This is a genomic window from Buttiauxella sp. BIGb0552, assembly GCF_004366275.1.
GTDB lineage: Bacteria > Pseudomonadota > Gammaproteobacteria > Enterobacterales > Enterobacteriaceae > Buttiauxella > Buttiauxella gaviniae.
Genome location: NZ_SODY01000006.1, coordinates 79,217 through 100,568, shown reverse-complemented (window position 1 = coordinate 100,568; position 21,352 = coordinate 79,217). Strand labels below are relative to the sequence as shown.

Annotated in this window: 16 protein-coding genes; 12 read left to right on the top strand and 4 right to left on the bottom strand. The window is 51.9% G+C overall.

The features are described 5' to 3' along the window. Positions 1-219: 219 nt before the first annotated feature. On the bottom strand, positions 220-2,784 hold the full coding sequence (locus tag EDF88_RS17620; protein WP_064515442.1) for an ATP-binding protein: 2,565 nt from the start codon (positions 2,782-2,784) through the stop codon (positions 220-222). Between the two features lie 211 nt (positions 2,785-2,995). Between EDF88_RS17620 and EDF88_RS17615 the strand changes: the two genes are divergently transcribed. The 6 genes from EDF88_RS17615 (at position 2,996) to EDF88_RS17590 (ending at position 9,393) form a co-directional block, all read left to right on the top strand. Beyond that, on the top strand, positions 2,996-4,522 hold the full coding sequence (locus EDF88_RS17615; RefSeq protein ID WP_134186145.1) for a sugar ABC transporter ATP-binding protein: 1,527 nt from the start codon (positions 2,996-2,998) through the stop codon (positions 4,520-4,522). A 22-nt stretch (positions 4,523-4,544) separates the two neighbouring features. Beyond that, on the top strand, positions 4,545-5,534 hold the full coding sequence (locus EDF88_RS17610; protein ID WP_064515491.1) for a ribose ABC transporter permease: 990 nt from the start codon (positions 4,545-4,547) through the stop codon (positions 5,532-5,534). Between the two features lie 33 nt (positions 5,535-5,567). Beyond that, positions 5,568-6,500 carry an ABC transporter substrate-binding protein gene (locus tag EDF88_RS17605; RefSeq protein ID WP_134186143.1) on the top strand — a complete coding sequence of 311 codons (933 nt, stop codon included), beginning with the start codon at positions 5,568-5,570 and terminating at the stop codon, positions 6,498-6,500. Positions 6,501-6,688: 188 nt separating this feature from the next. After that, positions 6,689-7,414, top strand: a complete 726-nt coding sequence (locus EDF88_RS17600; protein ID WP_134186141.1) for a D-lyxose/D-mannose family sugar isomerase — start codon at positions 6,689-6,691, stop codon at positions 7,412-7,414. Between the two features lie 101 nt (positions 7,415-7,515). Next, a complete protein-coding gene (locus EDF88_RS17595; RefSeq protein ID WP_134186139.1) occupies positions 7,516-8,376 on the top strand; it encodes a ketose 1,6-bisphosphate aldolase in 861 nt (286 codons plus the stop codon). 9 nt (positions 8,377-8,385) lie between these two features. Then, positions 8,386-9,393: a carbohydrate kinase family protein gene (locus EDF88_RS17590; protein ID WP_134186137.1), complete on the top strand. Its 1,008-nt coding sequence runs from the start codon at positions 8,386-8,388 to the stop codon at positions 9,391-9,393. 762 nt (positions 9,394-10,155) lie between these two features. Here EDF88_RS17590 and EDF88_RS17585 read toward each other — a convergent pair. After that, a complete protein-coding gene (locus tag EDF88_RS17585; protein ID WP_134186134.1) occupies positions 10,156-10,890 on the bottom strand; it encodes a response regulator transcription factor in 735 nt (244 codons plus the stop codon). Positions 10,891-11,240: 350 nt separating this feature from the next. Here EDF88_RS17585 and fdhF point away from each other — a divergent pair, with 350 nt between their 5' ends. The 5 genes from fdhF to EDF88_RS17560 all read left to right on the top strand — a co-directional run bounded on the left by fdhF (position 11,241) and on the right by EDF88_RS17560 (position 19,185). After that, positions 11,241-13,388 (top strand): formate dehydrogenase subunit alpha, encoded by a 2,148-nt coding sequence (gene fdhF, locus EDF88_RS17580; RefSeq protein WP_134186132.1) that lies wholly within the window; start codon positions 11,241-11,243, stop codon positions 13,386-13,388. 230 nt (positions 13,389-13,618) lie between these two features. Continuing rightward, complete coding sequence (gene acs / locus EDF88_RS17575; protein ID WP_064515426.1) at positions 13,619-15,577, top strand: acetate--CoA ligase; 1,959 nt, start codon at positions 13,619-13,621, stop codon at positions 15,575-15,577. A gap of 208 nt (positions 15,578-15,785) precedes the next feature. Next, positions 15,786-16,100 (top strand): DUF485 domain-containing protein, encoded by a 315-nt coding sequence (locus tag EDF88_RS17570; protein WP_064515424.1) that lies wholly within the window; start codon positions 15,786-15,788, stop codon positions 16,098-16,100. Continuing rightward, positions 16,097-17,755 (top strand): cation/acetate symporter ActP, encoded by a 1,659-nt coding sequence (gene actP, locus EDF88_RS17565; RefSeq protein WP_134186130.1) that lies wholly within the window; start codon positions 16,097-16,099, stop codon positions 17,753-17,755. The genes EDF88_RS17570 and actP overlap by 4 nt, the downstream gene beginning before the upstream one ends. Positions 17,756-17,889: 134 nt before the next feature. Beyond that, the gene (locus EDF88_RS17560; RefSeq protein ID WP_134186128.1) at positions 17,890-19,185 is read left to right on the top strand and encodes a Gfo/Idh/MocA family oxidoreductase; all 1,296 of its coding nucleotides are present in this window, start codon (positions 17,890-17,892) and stop codon (positions 19,183-19,185) included. A 30-nt stretch (positions 19,186-19,215) separates the two neighbouring features. Here EDF88_RS17560 and EDF88_RS17555 read toward each other — a convergent pair whose 3' ends face one another. Then, positions 19,216-19,905, bottom strand: a complete 690-nt coding sequence (locus tag EDF88_RS17555; RefSeq protein ID WP_064515418.1) for an LrgB family protein — start codon at positions 19,903-19,905, stop codon at positions 19,216-19,218. Then, a complete protein-coding gene (locus EDF88_RS17550) occupies positions 19,898-20,323 on the bottom strand; it encodes a CidA/LrgA family protein (protein WP_134186126.1) in 426 nt (141 codons plus the stop codon). The genes EDF88_RS17555 and EDF88_RS17550 overlap by 8 nt, the downstream gene beginning before the upstream one ends. A gap of 102 nt (positions 20,324-20,425) precedes the next feature. Here EDF88_RS17550 and EDF88_RS17545 point away from each other — a divergent pair, with 102 nt between their 5' ends. Beyond that, entirely contained in the window at positions 20,426-21,316 is an 891-nt protein-coding gene (locus tag EDF88_RS17545; RefSeq protein WP_134186124.1) for a LysR family transcriptional regulator, read from the top strand. Positions 21,317-21,352 lie beyond the last annotated feature (36 nt).

The window sequence follows — 21,352 nt, the reverse complement described above, 5'->3', positions numbered from 1 at the left end:
CTTCAAAGTCAGCCCCTCTTTGCAGAGGGGCTAAGTCCTTGCTACAGGATGATCAATGAGGTGCATATCAATTGATGAGGCGGCTAAGTTGCATTCCTAAACCCACCCACTTCCTCCTGGGATACTGGAAGGGGTCTTTCTATTAATGTCTGTTTCAGGACCCGGAGTCAATTGTTTGACGATGACCTTTTCATTGATTTGCAAACCTGACACAAAATTTTATTGATGCCGTGCTCGCCGCAAAGCCTGGGCCAGTTTTTGCTGATTAAACGGTTTACGCAACAGCTCGACTTGCGGCAATTGCTGCCCGCTGCGGCGCAAATCCTGGCCGCTAATTAACAAGCACGTCAGATGCGGATAATGCTCAAATGCATGCTGTACCACATCGGCGCCACTCATTGGCCCTGGTAGCATTAAATCGCTGATAAGTATTTGAATATCCGGTACCTCTTTCAGCAATTGTATTGCCTGCTGGCTATCACTGGTTTCTAACGTCAAATACCCCAACTGATGCAACTGCTCGCACAACGTCTGGCGCACATCGTGTTCATCTTCAAGTACCAGAACCAGTTGGTCTTCATCAGAATTTACTGCCAGCGGCTCGGGTAACGTTTCACTCACCGCCTGTGCTGGTGCGCGCGGCAATTGTAAACGCACTAACGTCCCCTGCCCCGGCGCACTTTCAATTTGCACTCGCCCGCCGGACTGGCGCACAAAACCATACACCATTGATAAACCCAACCCACTGCCACTGCCCGTCTGCTTGGTGGTGAAGAACGGTTCAAATACTTGAGCTTTTACTTCCGCCGACATGCCATGACCACTGTCGATAACTTCCAGCGCTACCATATCCTGCTTGCGCCCGCTCGAGCGCACCACGCGCTGATTCCAGGTGCGGATTTTGATAGTACCGCTTTGCCCTTCCATCGCGTCGCGGGCATTCATCACCAGGTTAATAATCGCGTTCTCCAACTGGTTAACGTCAATCCATGCGGGCCACGCTGGGTGCTGCGCTTCAATTTCAAGCGTCAGCGCTGCCGGGAGCGAATGGCGGATCAGCGGGTCGAGGTTTTCCAGCAGATTTTTCATCAACACCGCATGGGGGTGCAGCGATTGTTTGCGCGAGAACGCCAGTAAACGTTGAGTCAGTTGCGCCCCGCGTTCGGCGGCCTTTAAGGCACGTTGAATACGTATGGCATCCGGTGAATCGGAAGATGTCAGCTCAAGACTGCCAATAATCACCGCCAGCAGATTATTAAAATCATGCGCGAGGCCACCGGTTAACTGCCCCACCGCTTTCATTTTTTGGCTGTGAACCAGCGCTTCTTCCAGCGCTTTACGCTCACTGCGCTCAAGCACCACGTTCACCATGCCGCGCCCCGGCACCGGGCTAAAACGCAGCTCAATGGTGCGGTTATCTGCCAGCCTGAGTTCCTGCGGTTTGGGTAACGGGCGCGAGAGATTTTCAAGGATATGTTCCTGAAGCGGCGTGACCTGTTTGAGCAGGCTCATATAATGCTGCCCGCGCTGCAATCGTTCCGGTGCCAGCCCCAACAGCAGCGGGTATTGCGGGTTCCACACCACCAAAATCCCGTCGTTATCAAACAGGGCAAAACCGTCGCGCATCGCGTGGAAGGTGGTTTCCAGTTGAGTGCTCTTTTCTTTGAGAAGTTTCGAGGTGTGTTCCAGGGATGCAGTGTTGCGCGCAAAAACGTTAAACGCTCGCGCCAGTTCGCCCAGCTCATCACGCCGCTGTAAGGCAGGCACGCTAACATCGCGCTCGCCCCGTGCCAGCCGCGTCATAGCGTGGGAGATTGCCGTCAAATTCGAGCCAAGGTTGCGGTAAATATACCAGCCTGCAAACCCGGTAATCACCAGCGCCAGCAAGGCAAACAAGCCAATAAAGGCAATCATTGATTGAAGCTCTTTATGGCTTTGATCGGTGCGACTAAGGGACTCTTGCGCCACTTTTTGTACGTACTGGTTAATGTCCTGGTTCAAAAACGCCACCAGCGCTTTGATATGGTACATGTACCAGGAAATCCCTAAATCGCTGTTTTCAAGCAGCTGGGAAAGTGGCAGCAATTGCTGCAAATGGGTAGTGAACTCCCGCAATATCCCATCGACTAAGGGCGAATCATCATGTGCCGGAAGCTGCGCCATCACTTCGGTAAGCTGTATGACGGTGGCTTTCGGGGAAGGCGTCTGGATAGCAATCAGAATCAGCCTGTCCATTTCGGTTAACAGCCGTGCTTCCGGGGTCACTCGCCCGTCGCGAGCATTAATTTCCTGAATATGATGCAAGTAACTTTGGTTTTGATACAACGCACTGAGCAGCGAGTTGCGTTCCAGGTGGCGACGATGGCCCAACTCCAACATCCGTGTGACGCTGCTTTCCAGTTCATTGCTGCGTTCGGTAATACGCTTTACCAATTCCGGTTCACGGCTGGCAAGTGGTGCATGCGCCAGGTGGTTAAGCGAATTCTGTAGTGCCTGCTGTGTTTGCTGCAAACGCTGCGCTTCGCTCTGATATTCCAGCGCACCCACCACCTGCGTGAGGCGCACTGCTGCTGTCGCCACATTCGCGGTATCTCGCGCCAACTCCATGCTGCCGGACATATCGCTCAGCGTTTGCCCCTGCACCTGCTCCTGCAAACGGCTGGCGTGATTAAAGCCGAGAATGGCCACGCCGCACACCATCAACGTCACCGCCACCACCAGCAGGTTAAAGGAGAGCAGGCGGCCACGGGCGCTGGTGAGGAAGGGCGTGCGGGGTGCAGGCATGGTTTAGCTCCATTCTGGGTTTGTTTCAATGAGTTAAGCAGTCATATGAATTGTTCACCAACATACGCAGCATAATTCGTGGTGCAGCCAACGCACCTGCAACTTGAAGAATGCTGTGTATGTGACAAATGTGAATAGCCCCTGACATTTTGCATTTACATAGACGTGCTCAACTGGCAGCAATCGAAACCTTACCCGCAGGAGTCGCGCTATGAGTAGCGTTCCCATTCTGGAGATGCGCAATATTGCCAAGTCATTTGGCAAGTTTTATGCGTTGAAAGGTGTCGACTTAACGGTGTTTCCTGGCGAAATACACGCCTTGATGGGGGAAAACGGCGCGGGAAAAAGCACGCTGATGAAAATCCTCGCCGGAGCCTATACCGCAACTAGCGGTGAGATTTTAATTAACGGCGATCCCTACAGCATCAAAGGCCCGAAAGACGCACTCAATGCGGGCATCACGCTGATTTACCAGGAGATGCAACTTGCCCCGAATCTTACCGTTGCTGAAAACATCTTCCTTGGCAGCGAACTGTCACGCGGTGGTTTAGTAAAACGCAAAGAGATGGTGATGCAGGCCCAGACGGTTATCGACCGCCTCGGCGCACAGTTTAAGGCCAGCGATTTAGTATCGCGCCTGACGATTGCCGAGCAGCAGCAGGTGGAAATCGCCCGCGCGCTGCACCGCAACAGCCGCATCTTAGTGATGGATGAACCTACCGCCGCACTTTCTTCACGTGAAACGCACCGCCTGTTCGAGTTGATTATGCGGCTGCGCGATGAAGGGATGGCAATTATCTATATCAGCCACCGCATGGCGGAAGTGTACGAGCTTTCTGACCGCGTGAGCGTGCTGCGCGACGGACAATACGTCGGCAGCCTGACGCGTGAACATCTCAATGCCAACGAGCTGGTACGCATGATGGTGGGCCGCCCGCTAAGCGATCTATTCAATAAAGAGCGCGACATTCCACAAGGTGCCGTGCGCCTGAACGTTCACCACCTGACGGACAGTGCAAAAGTGCAGCCGGTCAGCCTGCAGGTAAAATCTGGCGAGATAGTCGGCCTTGCGGGACTGGTCGGTGCCGGGCGTTCTGAACTCGCACAGCTGATTTTTGGCGTGCGTAAATCCACCGGCGGCACGATAGAAATCGACGGGCTGCCCGTAAAGATTCACTCCCCTCGTGAAGCAATTAGCCACGGTATCGGTTTCCTGACCGAGAACCGCAAAGAGCAAGGCTTGTTCCTCGAACTGGCAGCGCAAGACAACATCACCATGGCAACACTTGAGCGCGACGCGCACTACGGCTGGCTGGATCGCAAAAAAGCCCAGACCATTTCTGATGATGCCATCAACCTGCTCAATATCCGCGTGCCACATGCACAAGTGCGCGCAGGCGGTTTATCCGGCGGTAACCAGCAAAAGCTTTTGATCTCGCGCTGGGTGGCGATCGGCCCGCGAATTTTGATCCTCGATGAGCCAACGCGCGGTGTGGATGTCGGCGCAAAAAGTGAGATCTACCGGATCATGAGTCAGATGGCGAAACAGGGTGTGGCGATCCTGATGATCTCCAGCGAATTGCCCGAAGTGGTCGGAATGAGCGATCGGGTGTATGTGATGCGCGAAGGCAGTATTGCCGGGGAATTGCACGCCGCTGATATCACGCAAGAGAACATTATGACGCTGGCAACCGGCGTTGAAGATGCCCACAAAAAGGTGGTTCAACATGGCAACTAATCAACCTAAAGAAACGCCGCTTATGCACACAACTCCCCAGCAAGTCGCCAAATCCGCCTCGCTGAAAAAGGCGCTGTTTGGCGATCTGATGCAAACCGTCGGGATTTTGCCAATTTTGATCCTGATCGTCGCCGTTTTTGGGTTTATCACGCCGAACTTTTTTACTGAATCTAACTTGCTGAATATCGCCCGTCAGTCGTCTATTAACATCGTTCTGGCTGCGGGGATGACGTTCATTATTTTGACTGGTGGGATCGACCTTTCCGTGGGCTCGATTCTGGGCACTACGGCTGTAACAGCGATGGTGGTTTCTCTGATGCCAGGCTGGGAGTCGCTGTCGATTCCTGCCGCGCTGATGATGGGCACCGGGCTTGGGTTGTTTAACGGCATGCTTGTCGCCTGGGCCGGACTACCGCCGTTTATCGTCACGCTCGGCACCTATACCGCGCTACGTGGAGCGGCATATTTGCTGGCTGACGGCACGACGGTGATCAACTCCAATATCAATTTTGAATGGATAGGCAACTCGTATCTTGGCCCGATTCCGTGGCTTGTAGTGATAGCGCTGGCGGTGATTGTGGTCTGCTGGTTCATTCTGCGACGCACCACGCTTGGTGTTCATATTTACGCGGTTGGCGGCAATATGCAGGCCGCACGCCTGACAGGCATCAAAGTGTGGCTGGTGTTGCTGTTCGTGTATGGCATGAGCGGTTTGCTGTCCGGGCTTGGCGGGGTTATGAGTGCTTCGCGGCTATATAGCGCGAACGGCAACCTTGGGATGGGTTATGAGTTGGACGCCATCGCCGCGGTGATTCTTGGCGGCACCAGTTTCGTCGGCGGTATCGGCACGATTACCGGTACGCTGGTCGGCGCGCTGATTATCGCCACATTAAACAATGGCATGACGCTGATGGGCGTCTCGTATTTCTGGCAACTGGTGATCAAGGGTGCGGTGATCATCATTGCGGTGCTGATCGATAAATACCGTACCCGTCATCATCAAAGTGCATAACAACAAAACTCTACCCTATGTGAGGAAAACACCATGCGTTTAAAGCTACTCGCTACTGCACTCATGATTGCCGCTGTGCCTTTTGTTCAGGCAAAAGAACTGAAATCCATCGGGGTGACGGTGGGTGACCTAGCCAACCCCTTCTTCGTGCAGATAACCAAAGGTGCGGAACTTGAAGCCCGTAAACTTGCCGGTGATAACGTGAAAGTGACGCTGGTTTCCAGCGGTTACGATCTTGGCCAGCAAGTATCGCAAATCGATAACTTTATTGCCGCCAAAGTGGACATGATCATTCTGAACGCGGCGGATTCTAAAGGGATCGGCCCGGCTGTGAAACGTGCGAAAGATGCCGGGATCGTGGTGGTGGCGGTTGACGTGGCAGCAGAAGGTGCCGATGCGACGATCACCTCGAACAACACCCAGGCGGGTGAGATGGCCTGTAAATACATTTCGGATCGCCTGAAAAACAAAGGCAACGTGGTGATCATTAACGGACCTCCTGTTTCTGCGGTGCAGAACCGTGTGGAAGGCTGCGAAACTGAGTTTAAAAAGCACCCGGATATCAAGGTGCTGTCTTCTAACCAGAACGCCAAAGGCAGCCGTGAGGGTGGCCTTGAGGTGATGACATCCTTACTTGCCGCAAACCCGAAGATCGACGGCGTGTTTGCGATCAACGATCCAACAGCGATCGGTGCCGATCTGGCAGCGAAACAAGCCCAACGTAACGAGTTCTTTATCGTCGGTGTGGATGGAAGCCCGGATGCGGAAGAAGCGCTTAAACGCGGCGGAAAAACACTGTTTGTGGCAACACCTGCGCAAGACCCGCAAGTAATGGCGGCAAAAGCGGTCGAGATTGGCTACGACATTCTGCAAGGCAAACCGGCGCCTAAAGAGCCAGTGCTGATTCCAGTGACCATGATCGATAAAAACAATATCGGCACGTATAAGGGCTGGACGGTGAAATAACCGATTTTCCATACTCGTAGGTGAATAATCCTTCGGGTTATGGAATGCATATTTACCCTAAATAATTCGAGTTGCAGGTAGGCGGCAAGCGAGCTTATCCCCAGGAGCTTACATAAGTAAGTGACTGGGGTAAGTGAACGTAGCCAACACCCCTGCAACTTGAAGTATGACGGGTAAAAGGAGGGAAAATGAAACGTTCTGAAGTAAATAACATTCTGTCTCAAACGCGTCATTTCTTTATGCAGCACGATATCCACTTGCCGCCGTTTGCCTCTTTTGACCAGGCAAAATGGCAGCAACTCGATAAACAAATCTGGCAGGAAGTGCTTGATTTAAAACTCGGGTGGGATGTTACCGCATTCGGTGGCAATGATTTTCTCACTCAGGGGCTAACACTCTTCACGCTGCGTAACGGCTCCCCCGACGGCACACCGTATGCCAAAACTTATGCCGAAAAAATCATGCATGTCCGCGAAGGGCAGCTCACACCGATGCATTTTCACTGGCGCAAACGCGAAGACATTATCAATCGTGGCGGTGGTAATTTGATTGTCGAGTTGTGGAATTCCGATCAGTTCGAGCAGACCGAAGAGAGCGATATCACGGTGACCATTGATGGCTGTCGCCAGACTCATGCGGCGGGCAGCCAGCTGCGTTTATCGCCAGGCGAGAGCATTTGTCTGGTACCGGGCATTTACCACAGTTTTTGGGGCGAGCCGGGTTATGGCGACGTGCTGGTTGGGGAAGTGTCGATGGTCAACGATGACGACCGCGACAACCGTTTCCTCAAACCGCTTGAGCGCTTTAATTCCATTATTGAAGACGAACCTGCGCGGCAGTTGCTGTGCAACGAGTATCGCCAATTTCTTTTTACCCAAAATAGTTCGAGTTGCAGGAAGGCGGCAAGTGAGTGAATCCCCTGGAGCTTACTTGAGTAAGTGACTGGGGTGAATGAACGCAGCCAACGCACAAGCAGCTTGAAGTATGAAGGGTAACAACACCAGGGGAAACTATTATGGCTTTGATTTCACTTAAAGATGGGCTGGCTCACGCCCGCAAAAACGGCTATGCCCTCGGTGCTTTTAACGTTCTCGACAGTCACTTTCTGCGTGCCCTTTTCGCTGCGGCCAAACAAGAAAACTCACCGTTTATCATCAATATTGCCGAAGTGCATTTTAAATATGTCTCGCTGGATTCTCTGGTCGAAGCCGTCAAATTCGAAGCGGCGCGCCACGATATTCCCGTGGTGCTTAATCTCGATCACGGCCTGCATTTTGAGGCGGTGGTTCGCGCTTTACGCCTCGGTTTTAGCTCAGTCATGTTTGATGGTTCTACACTTGAGTATGAAGAAAACATTCGCCAGACCCGGGAAGTGGTGAAGATGTGCCACGCTGTAGGTGTCTCCGTTGAAGCCGAGTTAGGTGCCGTGGGCGGTGATGAAGGCGGTGCGCTGTATGGCGAGGCCGATAGCAACAAGTTTACCGACCCGGCTGTGGCACGCGATTTTGTCGACAGAACAGGTATCGATACGTTGGCCGTCGCCATCGGCAACGCGCACGGGAAATACAAAGGTGAGCCGAAACTCGATTTCGACAGACTTGCGGCCATTCGCCAGCAAACCGGTTTGCCGCTGGTGCTACACGGTGGTTCCGGCATCAGCGATGAAGATTTCCGCAAAGCGATAACGCTCGGTATTCACAAAATCAATTTCTATACCGGCATGTCACAGGCCGCGTTGGGTGCTGTCGAACAACGCATGAATCAACGCCATGCCATTTATGACGAGTTCGCAGAGTTATTGCTGGGTATTGAAGAGGCGATTACGGATGTCGTCGCACAACAGATGCGGATTTTTGGTAGTTCGGGTAAGGCGTAAGGAAAAATTATGACAGAGCGCAGCGGGATTATCGCCGCAGGGAACATGTTGGTCGACCATGTGCATCAAATTGTGCAGTGGCCGCAGCGCGGCTGGCTTGCGGAAATTGTCCACAGTGAACGCTCAACCGGCGGCGCACCGCTAAACGTGCTGCTGACGCTTGCTAAAATGCACGTTGGCCTGCCACTTCAGGCGGTAGGTTTAGTCGGTGACGACCATGACGGTGACTACATTATGGCGATGCTCGATCAATACCATGTGAATCGCCAGCACGTACACCGCACCACTTTTGCACCAACGTCAATGTCGCAAGTCATGACTGACCCCAGCGGGCAGCGTACTTTTTTCCACTCGCCAGGGGCCAACCGCCTGCTCGATTTACCCGCCTTTGATCGGCTTGAGTCGTCATTCAAAATCTTCCATCTCGGTTATTTATTGCTGCTCGATAGCCTCGATATGGAAGATGCAGAATATGGCACGCGCAGCGCCAGATTACTGGCGATGATGGCGCAGCAAGGCTATGAAACGTCGCTGGATTTAGTCTCACGTCAGGGCGACCCGCGCTACCGGCCGATGGTGCTGCCAGCCCTGCGTTGGCTCGATTATCTGGTGATTAACGAACTGGAAGCCGGTGAATTTAGTGGGCTGGAAATCCGCCGTCCGAATGGCGATCCCCACAGAGAAAATATCGCCCAGGCCGCGAGTTTGCTGCTTGAGTCAGGCGTTCGCCAACGGGTGGTGATTCATTGCCCGGAAGGCGCATGGGGCGTTGAGCCCGGAACCGATGGCGTGTGGGTTCCGTCATTCAGATTAACTCAGGCGGAAATCATCGGTAGTGTTGGCGCAGGTGATGCCTTCTGTGCCGGGATGTTATATGGCTGCCATGAAAAATGGTCGTTGGTCGATAGCCTGAAATTAGCTCACGCCTGTGCGCGCGCAAATTTATTATGTGCAAATGCAATTGATGGCGCTAAGCCATTGGTGGAATTACAGAGTTTTATTAGTGAGGCGCGGTAGGTTTGTTCTAATGAGTATATTTTTGCGAATCACTTCCAGATAAATGCAATTCCCATGAGAGACCTAAATTATTGATTTTATAGAATCAAAATAAAAAATGAGTAACCTATCCGGCGGGTGCTTTAAGGCGTTATGGTCAATGTCAGAGGTTCAGGAGCCGTAAATGATAAAAGCCCTGACTGTAGTAGTCAGGGCTTTTAAGGTACTGCTAACTTAGGATTTAACATTAAGATGCTTCGTGGATTTTACTGCTATTTGGTACTACTTTAAATGCACAAGTTCTTACAGATAATATCGGGCTTCGATCATTCCCCCCTACGTTATCGGTTTAAAACAAGATCAAGAAAAATTATTTGACCTCGTACATTCCCCATTTCGCGATATATACTTTTGATGCGTGGCTTTACGTCTTTCGCGATATTTAAACTATCTGCAGTTTAATGCTTCGCGAACCCATAACACATGAAAAACAAAGCCTTACATCATCGCGATTTTTACTTACACTTCATGTTTCATTGACGTATTTAATACTGTTAAACCTAACGGCAATATATCTATCACACCGCCGTTAAACTCTAATTTACGTCTTTTTCCTGCTATGTCAACACTGTTTTTTATTACATGTTTATGTAGTCAGTACTTCTGAAACAAGGCGTTGAGAATGAGGGTGTTATCGGGCAGCAGGGGCCCCGGAACGGGCTGAATGGTGCCGAGCGTGAGGGAGCATAGCCAAAAAAGAGGCAACTTGAAGTATGACGCGTATTAAGCCGCATTATTCTCCGCCTGAATAACATCCGCCGAAAATACATATCCCACACCTCGAATAGTCCGGATTAATGCCGGTTGATGCGGGTTCAGCTCTATTTTTTTACGGAGCCGCATAATCAGCACATCAATCGTCCTGTCGAAGACTTCGAGGCTTTCACTGTGGGTCAGTTCTAACAACCTTTCACGCGACAACACTTTGCGCGAGTTCTGCATCAACGCCAGTAGCAGGCCATATTCCCCTTGCGTGAGATCGACCAGTTCGGCCTGCGCATTAAAAAGCTGGCAGCGCCCTGTATCCAGCCGCCAACCGTTGAAATGCAGGCCGCTGGTTTTTGTCGTCACCGTTTCGACTGCCAGCGCGCCGGTACGACGCAGCACCGCTTTGACACGCGCCACCACCACGCGAGGATTAAAAGGCTTCGCGATGTAATCATCGGCACCCATTTCTAGCCCCACGACAACATCCGATTCACTGCCAAGGCCCGTCAACATAACCACTGGCAAGTCTGGGCGTTGACGCTGAATGTGTTGCAGCACCAGCAGCCCATTAATATCCGGCAAAATCATATCCAGCAGTACCAGCGCAATACCTGGATGTTGAGCAATCGCTGTCAGCGCATCATTCCCGGTGTGGCACACCTTAACTTCAAAGACGTGTTCATTAAGCACATCGCGCAGCACGTCACAAATCGCTGGATCATCATCCACCAGCAAAATTGCAGGCTTCATGGTTTATCTCCGGGGAAGATGCAGGTGTGAATATAAGTGTGAATGATTGTTGATGGACTGCCGCATAAATCCCAACGGCCCATGCCGAATTTTCAACCAGTGTCACAATCCCTGCCTCTCTCGACACGTCACTTTTGACGATGACCTGTTTTTCGTCAGCATTTTGTTGCTTTTATCACCGTAAGATGGCGGTTATTCCCACTCTTTCTATGTGGCATAGATAATGCATTAAAGCGGGGAGATATGATCAGCTGTGTGAGTGTCACACACCTTTAAGTACCCTAAATAGTTCAGGTAGCAGGAAGGCTGCAACTTGAAGTATGACGGGTGCATTGACTGGAGCAACACTGATGAAAAAAGTCGTCACGGTTTGCCCCTATTGTGCCTCGGGTTGCAAAATCAACCTCGTGGTCGATAACGGCAAAGTCGTCAAGGCGGAAGCGGCTCAAGGTAAAACTAACCAGGGCGATCTTTGCCTGAAGGGTTACTACGGTTGGGATTTTATTAACGATACTAAAATCCTCACCCCGCGCCTTAAATCACCGATGATTCGTCGCCAGAAAGGCGGCAAACTCGAAAACGTTTCCTGGGATGAAGCACTGAACTACGTCAGTACTCGTCTGAGTGAAATCAAAGCGAAACACGGCTCCGATGCCATCATGACCACCGGTTCTTCCCGTGGCACAGGCAACGAAACCAACTATGTAATGCAGAAATTTGCGCGCGCCGTTATTGGTACCAATAACGTCGATTGCTGCGCACGCGTTTGACACGGCCCATCGGTTGCAGGTCTGCACCAATCGGTCGGTAACGGCGCAATGAGTAACTCAATCGTTGAGATTGAAGATACCGATTTAGTGTTTGTGTTCGGGTATAACCCGGCAGATTCACACCCTATCGTTGCTAACCGCGTGATTCGCGCGAAGCAAAAAGGGGCACAAATCATTGTTGTCGATCCGCGTAAAATTGAAACCGCGCGCATCGCTGACATGCATTTGCAGTTAAAAAATGGTTCTAACATCGCCCTGCTTAACGCACTTGGGCATGTGATTATCGAAGAAAACCTGTATGACCAGTCATTCGTGGCTTCCCGTACTGAAGGTTTCGACGAGTATCGCAAAATTGTTGCGGGCTACACGCCTGAATCTGTTGAAGAAATTACTGGTGTTACTGCGGCGGAAATTCGCGCTGCAGCACGTATGTACGCGAAGGCAAAAACTGCCACGATCCTGTGGGGCATGGGTGTAACCCAGTTCTATCAAGGCGTGGAAACTGTTCGCTCGCTGACAAGCCTTGCGCTGATGACAGGCAACCTGGGTAAACCGAACGTGGGTGTTAACCCGGTTCGTGGCCAGAATAACGTTCAGGGTGCCTGCGATATGGGCGCATTGCCGGATACTTATCCTGGCTACCAGTACGTGAAAGACGAAGTCAGCCGCGAGAAATTCGCGAAAGCGTGGGGCGTACCCTCACTGCCTGCTCACACCGGCTATCGCATTAGCGAACTGCCACACCGTGTGGCACATGGCGAAGTGTATGCCGCGTACATCATGGGCGAAGATCCACTTCAAACCGATGCGGAGCTTTCAGCCGTACGTAAAGCGTTTGAAGAACTTGAGCTGGTGATTGTACAAGACATCTTCATGACCAAAACCGCGGCTGCGGCCGATGTGATTTTGCCGTCCACCTCATGGGGTGAACATGAAGGCGTTTATACCGCCGCTGACCGTGGCTTCCAGCGCTTCTTTAAAGCAGTGGAACCGAAGTGGGACCTGAAAACGGACTGGCAGATTATCAGTGAAATCGCCACTCGTATGGGTTACCCAATGAGCTACAACAACACCCAAGAAATTTGGGATGAGTTGCGTGGCCTGTGCCCAGATTTCTACGGTGCTACCTACGAGAAAATGGGTGAATTGGGTTATATCCAGTGGCCTTGCCGCGATGTAGCGGAAAGTGACCAGGGAACCTCGTTCCTGTACGACGGCAAGTTCGACCGTGAAAACGGTTTGGGCGAGTTCTTTACTTGTGACTGGGCGCCGCCAATTGACCGCATCACCGAAGAGTACCCGATGGTGCTTTCCACGGTGCGTGAAGTGGGCCACTACTCTTGTCGTTCAATGACCGGCAACTGTGCGGCACTGGCAGCCCTCGCGGATGAACCCGGTTATGCGCAAATCCACATCGATGATGCCGCTCGTTTGGGTATCGAAGATGAAGCGTTAATCTGGGTGAATTCACGTAAAGGTCGAGTCATCACACGTGCGAATGTAAGCGAGCGTCCTAATAAAGGTGCCGTTTATATGACTTACCAGTGGTGGATTGGTGCCTGTAACGAGCTGGTGACTGAAAACCTCAGCCCGATAACTAAAACGCCGGAGTATAAATACTGCGCCGTGCGTGTAGAGCCTATCGCCGATCAGAAAGCTGCCGAGCAGTATGTGATTGACGAGTACAACAAGCTAAAAGCCAGTTTGCGCGAAAGCGCGGCAGGTTAAACCAGAAAGAGCTGCCTCCCGGCGGCTCTTTTTTTATCCCTCTTCATCTCATTGTTATCACACTAAATAACCCGTTCTCTCCCCATTTCCTTGCAGGATTGATTGATTAAATTTTCAACCATTTAATTAATGCGTGATCTGTCGCCCAAATAATAAACAAAGCTTCCCAAGCACTCTGCGATTAACGTTTATGTGACATATTATTAACATCCTAAAAGGAGAAAAAAAGCATGAGCCAAATACATAAACACGCCATTCCCGCCAATATCGCGGACAATTGCCTGATAACCCCGGAGCAGTACCAATCCATGTACCAACACTCGGTGCATGACCCCGACGCATTTTGGGGCGAACAAGGTAAGATCCTTGATTGGATCAAGCCTTACCAGAAGGTGAAAAACACCTCTTTCGCACCCGGAAACGTTTCAATCAAATGGTATGAAGACGGCACCCTGAACCTGGCTGCCAACTGCCTCGATCGCCACCTGAAAGATCGTGGCGATCAGACTGCGATCATCTGGGAAGGCGATGACGCCACCCAGAGTAAAACTATTACCTACCGTGAACTGCATCGTGAAGTGTGCCGTTTTGCCAATACCCTGGTAGAACTGGGCATCAAGAAAGGCGATGTGGTAGCGATTTATATGCCGATGGTGCCGGAAGCGGCCGTTGCGATGCTGGCCTGCGCACGCATTGGCGCGGTGCATTCGGTGATTTTTGGTGGTTTCTCACCAGAAGCCGTCGCCGGGCGCATTATCGACTCCAGCTCCAAACTAGTCATTACCGCCGATGAAGGCGTTCGTGCCGGGCGCTCCATTCCGCTGAAGAAAAACGTCGATGAGGCGCTGAAAAACCCAGGCGTTAAAACCGTTGAACACGTGGTTGTGCTCAAACGCACCGGCGGTAAAGTCGAATGGCATGAAGGCCGCGACCTGTGGTGGAACGAACTGGTTGAGAAAGCCAGCGCACACCACCAGCCGGTGGAAGTGAATGCCGAAGATCCGCTATTTATCCTCTACACCTCAGGTTCAACCGGCAAGCCAAAAGGCGTGCTTCACACCACCGGCGGTTACCTGGTCTATGCCGCAACCACCTTTAAATATGTCTTTGATTACCACCAGGGCGACGTTTACTGGTGTACCGCCGATGTGGGTTGGGTCACCGGTCACAGCTACCTGCTTTACGGTCCGCTGGCATGTGGTGCTATCACGCTGATGTTTGAAGGCGTGCCAAACTGGCCAGCACCAAATCGCATGGCTCAGGTAGTTGATAAGCATAAAGTAAATATTCTCTACACCGCACCAACCGCTATTCGCGCATTAATGGCCGAAGGCGATAAAGCGATTGAAAACACTGACCGTTCTTCGTTGCGCATTTTGGGTTCCGTGGGCGAGCCTATCAATCCGGAAGCGTGGGAATGGTACTGGAAGAAAATCGGTAACGAGAAATGCCCGGTAGTGGATACCTGGTGGCAGACCGAAACAGGTGGCTTCATGATCACCCCACTGCCAGGCGCGACCGAGCTGAAAGCCGGTTCCGCCACGCGCCCGTTCTTTGGCGTGCAACCAGCACTGGTGGATAACGAAGGTAACCCGCAACAAGGCGAAACCGAAGGCAACCTGGTGATTACCGACTCATGGCCAGGCCAGGCGCGCACGCTGTTTGGCGACCACGAGCGCTTCGAGCAAACCTATTTCTCGACCTTCAAAAATATGTACTTCAGCGGTGACGGCGCACGTCGTGACGAAGACGGTTACTACTGGATAACCGGACGTGTGGATGACGTGCTGAACGTTTCCGGCCACCGCCTGGGTACAGCTGAAATCGAATCAGCGCTGGTGTCGCATCCAAAAGTCGCCGAAGCCGCAGTCGTCGGCATTCCGCACAATATTAAAGGCCAGGCGATTTACGCGTATGTAACCCTTAATCACGGCGAAGAGCCAACGCCTGAGCTGTATACCGAAGTGCGTAACTGGGTGCGTAAAGAGATTGGCCCGCTTGCTACCCCGGATATTTTGCACTGGACAGATTCACTACCGAAAACCCGTTCTGGCAAGATTATGCGCCGCATTTTGCGCAAAATTGCCGCCGGCGATACCAGCAACTTTGGTGATACTTCAACGCTTGCCGATCCGGGTGTTGTTGAGAAGTTACTGGAAGAAAAACAATCTATTACCATGCCTTCGTAACATCTCTTCCCCTCTCCTTCAAAGAGAGGGGAAAACACAATAAAAAAACCTCAACCTAACCCAAATTCCCAAAGGATTTTGTGTTGCAGTAAGGCGGCAAACGAGCAAATCCCCAGGAGCTTACACAAGTAAGTGACTGGGGTGCGCGAGTGTAGCCAACACCCCTGCGGCGCAAAAGACGAAGGGAATTTCTCTGGAGAGATCTGTGATGAGTGATCAACTTTATCAACGGATAGAAGACAGTGCGCATTTCAGGGAGTTAGTCGCTAAACGGCAACGGTTTGCCACCATTTTGTCCATCATCATGCTGGTGATTTATATCAGCTTTATCCTGCTCATTGCCTTCGCGCCTGGCTGGCTGGGCACGCCTTTGCACGCAGGCACAACCGTGACGCGCGGCATTCCTATTGGGGTTGGCGTGATTCTGATTTCATTCTTCCTCACCGGCGTTTATGTCTGGCGGGCGAACGGTGAATTTGACCGTCTGAATAACGCTGTGCTGCGCGAGGTGAAGGTATCATGAAACGTCTTCTCGGCCTTGCTGCCGCACCGCTGTTAAGCCTGCCAGCCTCCGCGTTTGCTGCGGATGCGATTACGGGGGCGGTACAACGCCAGCCCACGAACTGGCAGGCGATTATCATGTTCGTGATTTTCGTCGCCTTTACGTTGGGTATTACCTATTGGGCGTCAAAACGCACCCGCACGCGTAGCGATTATTACACCGCGGGCGGCAATATTACGGGCTTCCAGAATGGCCTGGCGATTGCAGGCGACTATATGTCTGCCGCTTCGTTCCTCGGTATTTCGGCGCTGGTATTTACCTCCGGCTACGACGGCCTGATTTACTCATTGGGCTTTTTGGTCGGCTGGCCAATTATCCTGTTCCTGATTGCTGAACGCCTGCGTAACCTCGGTAAATATACCTTTGCTGACGTGGCATCCTATCGCCTGAAGCAGGGGCCGATTCGCATCCTGTCGGCCTGTGGTTCTCTGGTTGTGGTAGCTCTTTACCTGATTGCCCAGATGGTGGGCGCGGGCAAACTCATTCAATTGTTGTTTGGCCTGAACTACCACGTTGCGGTGGTGCTGGTTGGCGTGCTGATGGTGATGTACGTGTTGTTCGGCGGTATGCTGGCGACGACATGGGTGCAAATTATCAAAGCCGTATTGCTGCTGTTCGGCGCAAGTTTCATGGCCTTTATGGTGATGAAACACGTCGGCTTTAGCTTCAACAACCTGTTCGCTGAAGCGATTGCGGTACACCCGAAAGGTGTGGCAATTATGAGCCCAGGCGGGCTTGTGAAAGACCCGATATCAGCGCTTTCGCTGGGGTTAGGTTTGATGTTTGGTACCGCAGGTTTGCCACACATTTTAATGCGCTTCTTCACCGTAAGCGATGCCCGCGAAGCGCGTAAAAGCGTGCTGTATGCCACCGGGTTCATGGGTTATTTCTACATCCTGACCTTTATCATCGGCTTTGGTGCAATCATGTTGGTGGGTGCAAACCCAACCTTTAAAGATGCCGCAGGCGCACTGATTGGCGGTAACAACATGGCAGCGGTTCACCTGGCTGATGCTGTGGGTGGTAGCTTGTTCTTAGGCTTTATCTCGGCAGTTGCCTTCGCCACCATTCTCGCGGTGGTTGCAGGCTTAACACTTGCAGGAGCATCTGCGGTTTCCCATGACCTCTACGCCAACGTCTTCCGTAAAGGGGCGTCTGAACGTGATGAGCTGAGAGTTTCGAAAATCACCGTTCTGATATTAGGCGTGGTGGCCATCGGGCTGGGGATTTTGTTCGAGAACCAAAACATCGCCTTCATGGTCGGGCTTGCGTTCTCCATTGCGGCGAGCTGTAACTTCCCGATTATTCTACTGTCGATGTACTGGTCGAAACTGACCACACGCGGCGCGATGATTGGTGGCTGGCTCGGCTTGCTGACGGCGGTTATCCTGATGATCCTCGGCCCAACCGTTTGGGTTCAGGTTCTCGGCCACGCCACAGCAATCTTCCCGTACGAATACCCAGCGCTGTTCTCGATTCTGGTCGCGTTTGTTGGTATTTGGGTGTTCTCAGCCACTGATAACAGCCCGGAAGGTAATCTCGAACGTGAGAAATTCCGTGCTCAGTTCATCCGTTCCCAGACCGGGATTGGCATCGAACAAGGCCGTGCGCACTAATTAGTTTCAACTCTCCCCGGCTCGTTCGAGTCGGGGATCACATTTTCCCCCTTCTCGCATTTTATTCCCTACCCAGAGCGCTACAGTAGCTCATAAATGAAACATTGTTTTATTTCATAAAGGGTGAGGATGGAATGAAAAGATATGCATTAGTAGGAACGGGCGGACGCGCTGGTTTATATATCGAAGCCATCAGCGGTAAATGGAAAGAGAATTCGCAACTGGTGGCATTTTGCGACACCAACCAGACGCGCATGAATTACGCCAATAAACTGTTGAGTAACTCAGGTGCAGCGCAGGTATCAACCTGGAAAGCGGCGGATTTTGAAACCATGATCCGCGAGACGCGCCCGGATATTATTATCGTCACCACGATGGACCGCACGCATGACGATTACATAGTGCGTGCACTACATGCCGGTTGCGATGTGATAACCGAAAAACCGATGACTATCGATGAGCAACGCGCTTTGCGCATTCTCGATGCCATCGAAGAAACGGGCCATCAAGTACGCGTTGCCTTCAATTACCGTTACGCGCCGCATCACAGCAAAATCCGCGAATTGCTGATGGAAGAAACCATTGGCGAGGTGTTTTCAGTCCACTTCGAATGGCTGCTGAACACCGAGCACGGCGCGGATTATTTCCGCCGCTGGCACCGCGAAAAACGCAATAGCGGCGGTCTGTTGGTGCACAAATCCACCCACCATTTTGACCTGATGAACTTCTGGCTGGGCAGTTATCCGGAACGTGTTTATGCGGAAGGTGGGCTGCGTTTTTACGGTAAAGAGAATGCGCAGATGCGAGGCATCTCGCAGTTTTACCCACGCGCACACGGTTTCGACGCCGCAAAAAATGATCCGTTCGCGTTGCATATGGAAGAGAACGAGCAGCTCAAAGCGCTGTATCTGGACGCCGAACACGAAGATAGCTATTACCGCGACCAGAGTGTTTTCAGCGATGGCATCAACATTGAAGATACGTTATCGGTGCTGGTGAAATACCAAAACCAGGTGCAGATGACCTATTCCCTTAACGCTTATTTGCCGTGGGAAGGGCTGAATGTAGTGTTCAACGGCAGCCGCGGGCGGCTTGAGATGAAACTGGTGGAAATGTCTTATGTGAATGCCGGTGGCGACCGTGAAAACGAAGGCAGCCTGGAAAGCTGCAATATTACGGTGTTCCCGATGTTCGCCGCTCCTTACAAAGCTGATTTCAGTATTGGCGCGGGCGGCCACGGTGGTGGTGATAATGCAATGTTGGCCGATTTGTTTGGTGAGCCGAGTAACGACCCATTAAAGCGCGCGGCTGATCACCGCGCTGGAGCTATGTCCATTTTGACCGGTATCGCCGGGAATATTTCAATGCAGCAACAGCGCCCGGTTTGGTTTAAAGAGTTTGAGTTGGTTTCACGGCTGAAAAGTAAGTAAGCACTTACCGGGTGGTGAATCCCTCCGGTATTAAAACATCAACCAGCTTACCAACGGCGCGATTAACACCATTACGACGCCGGAAAACATCATTACCAAACTGGCGACCACACCTTCCTGCGGGCCAAGTTCGTAGGAACGTGCGGTGCCAGCGCCGTGAGAAGCGGCACCAAAACCCGCGCCTTTTGCCATTCCTTCACGAATGGCGAGGCGCAAAAACAGCACATCACCCACAGCCATACCAAATACACCCGTCACTACCACAAATAATGCCACCAACTCCGGCTGCCCGCCGAGTGGTTTAGCAGCGGCTAAGGCAAAGGGTGTGGTAATCGAACGGACCGCCAGGCTGCGTTGAATTTCATCGGGCAAAGTAAACAAACGCGCCAGCCAAACCGAACTGGTAACCGCAACAACAGTGGCGGTGATAACCCCCGCCGAAAGTGACATCCAGTGGCGTTTGATAACATTCAGATTGTCATAAACCGGCACTGCAAAGGCGATGGTCGCCGGGCCAAGCAGCCACAGTAACCAGTGCGCTTCGCCCATATAATTTTGATAGGAGATATGACCCAAAACCAACATTACCACCAGCAATACCGGCGTTAAAATCAACGGCATCAGAGGCAATTTTCGAAAGCGGCGATAGAGTTTTTTATTGGCAAAATAGAGCCCAAGGGTAATAACCAGGCACAACAGACTCAACTGAAAGTTACTCACCGCGAGCCTGCCTGCGAGCAATTCGCGCCAGCTCATAACGATAAACTTTATCCACCACCAGCGCAGTAGCACCCAGCACCAGTGAAGTGCTGATAGCAATCACGATGAAGATACGCCAGCCATCTACCATCAGTAATTCTGCATAGTTCACCACCGCGACCACGGCGGGCACAAAGAACAGCAGCATTTCAGCTAATAACCAGCGGGAACCCGCACGAACCCACTTCAGCGGTACCACTCGGCAGACAATCAACGCCAGTAATAGCACCATTCCCACAAGGTTTGCAGGAAGCGGTAAATGCCACCAGTCAACCAACTGTTGGGCGAGAATGAACAATCCGGCGTATATTGCAACTTGCACCGGCACCTGAATGCGGCGGAAAAGAACAGGCGTAAAACCACGTAACGCCAGGGCCATGAGAGTGGCACTCCAGAAAATGTGATGTGGAGATTATAGTTAGCCAACTTCATTGAAAAAAATGAATTAAAATCATCACAGGTATAGTCAACAGGAATAGTTATGGACATCAGGACGCTACGTTATTTTGTTGAAGTGGTTCGCCAGCAAAGTTTTACCCGCGCGGCCCAAAAGATGTTCGTCACCCAGCCGACCATAAGCAAGATGCTGCGCAACCTCGAAGATGAGTTGGGTTGTACTCTGCTGATTCGTGATGGTCGCAAACTATTACTGACTGATACCGGGGAGGTGGTTTATCAACGAGGATTAGCCATTTTGGCGGAATTTCGCCAACTTGAAGCCGAACTTGGTGATATCAACCATCTCAACAAAGGCGTGTTGCGCCTCGGTATTCCACCGATGGTCGGCACCCTGATGGCAGGGCCAATTAGCCTGTATCGCCAGCGCTATCCAGGTGTTGAATTAAAGATTTCTGAATTTGGTGGTTTAACGGTGCAGCAGGCTGTTCTTAATGGCGAGCTGGATTTAGCCATGACCGCGTTGCCTTTTGAAGATGAGCACCACACTTTCTGCTCGTTACCTTTGCTGCATAATCCGCTGTGTGTGCTGGTTCCGCGCTCCGGGCATTGGACAACACGAGAAAGCATCGATCCCATCGAGCTTGCGGTCCATCCTCTGCTTATCTACAACGAAGATTTCGCGTTAAGCCGCCAGTTAATTCAGCTCTTCCAGGAGCATGGGTTTACTCCGCGTATTGCGGTACGTAGCGGTCAGTGGGATTTTCTGGCCGCGATGGTGCAGGCCGGTGTAGGGATTGCGATTCTACCGGAGACTATTTGCCAAAAACTGGATAAAAACACGTTGATGTGGCTGCCGTTAAACAGCGACTTAACGTGGCAACTGGCGATGATCTGGCGCGATGGGGTTTATATTTCGCAAAGTGCGCAGGCATGGATTGCCTGCTGTAAGGAGTTTTGGCCGGTCAGTTCATAGCGCCCTCTCCCCCTGCAGAGGGAGAGGAATAGTCGA

Bases quoted from the DNA above. Each gene is read 5' to 3' on its own strand.
- EDF88_RS17620 (WP_064515442.1), bottom strand. From the start codon at position 2,784: ATGCCTGCACCCCGCACGCCCTTCCTCACCAGCGCCCGTGGCCGCCTG.
- EDF88_RS17615 (WP_134186145.1), top strand. From the start codon at position 2,996: ATGAGTAGCGTTCCCATTCTGGAGATGCGCAATATTGCCAAGTCATTT.
- EDF88_RS17610 (WP_064515491.1), top strand. From the start codon at position 4,545: ATGCACACAACTCCCCAGCAAGTCGCCAAATCCGCCTCGCTGAAAAAG.
- EDF88_RS17605 (WP_134186143.1), top strand. From the start codon at position 5,568: ATGCGTTTAAAGCTACTCGCTACTGCACTCATGATTGCCGCTGTGCCT.
- EDF88_RS17600 (WP_134186141.1), top strand. From the start codon at position 6,689: ATGAAACGTTCTGAAGTAAATAACATTCTGTCTCAAACGCGTCATTTC.
- EDF88_RS17595 (WP_134186139.1), top strand. From the start codon at position 7,516: ATGGCTTTGATTTCACTTAAAGATGGGCTGGCTCACGCCCGCAAAAAC.
- EDF88_RS17590 (WP_134186137.1), top strand. From the start codon at position 8,386: ATGACAGAGCGCAGCGGGATTATCGCCGCAGGGAACATGTTGGTCGAC.
- EDF88_RS17585 (WP_134186134.1), bottom strand. From the start codon at position 10,890: ATGAAGCCTGCAATTTTGCTGGTGGATGATGATCCAGCGATTTGTGAC.
- acs (WP_064515426.1), top strand. From the start codon at position 13,619: ATGAGCCAAATACATAAACACGCCATTCCCGCCAATATCGCGGACAAT.
- EDF88_RS17570 (WP_064515424.1), top strand. From the start codon at position 15,786: ATGAGTGATCAACTTTATCAACGGATAGAAGACAGTGCGCATTTCAGG.
- actP (WP_134186130.1), top strand. From the start codon at position 16,097: ATGAAACGTCTTCTCGGCCTTGCTGCCGCACCGCTGTTAAGCCTGCCA.
- EDF88_RS17560 (WP_134186128.1), top strand. From the start codon at position 17,890: ATGAAAAGATATGCATTAGTAGGAACGGGCGGACGCGCTGGTTTATAT.
- EDF88_RS17550 (WP_134186126.1), bottom strand. From the start codon at position 20,323: ATGGCCCTGGCGTTACGTGGTTTTACGCCTGTTCTTTTCCGCCGCATT.
- EDF88_RS17545 (WP_134186124.1), top strand. From the start codon at position 20,426: ATGGACATCAGGACGCTACGTTATTTTGTTGAAGTGGTTCGCCAGCAA.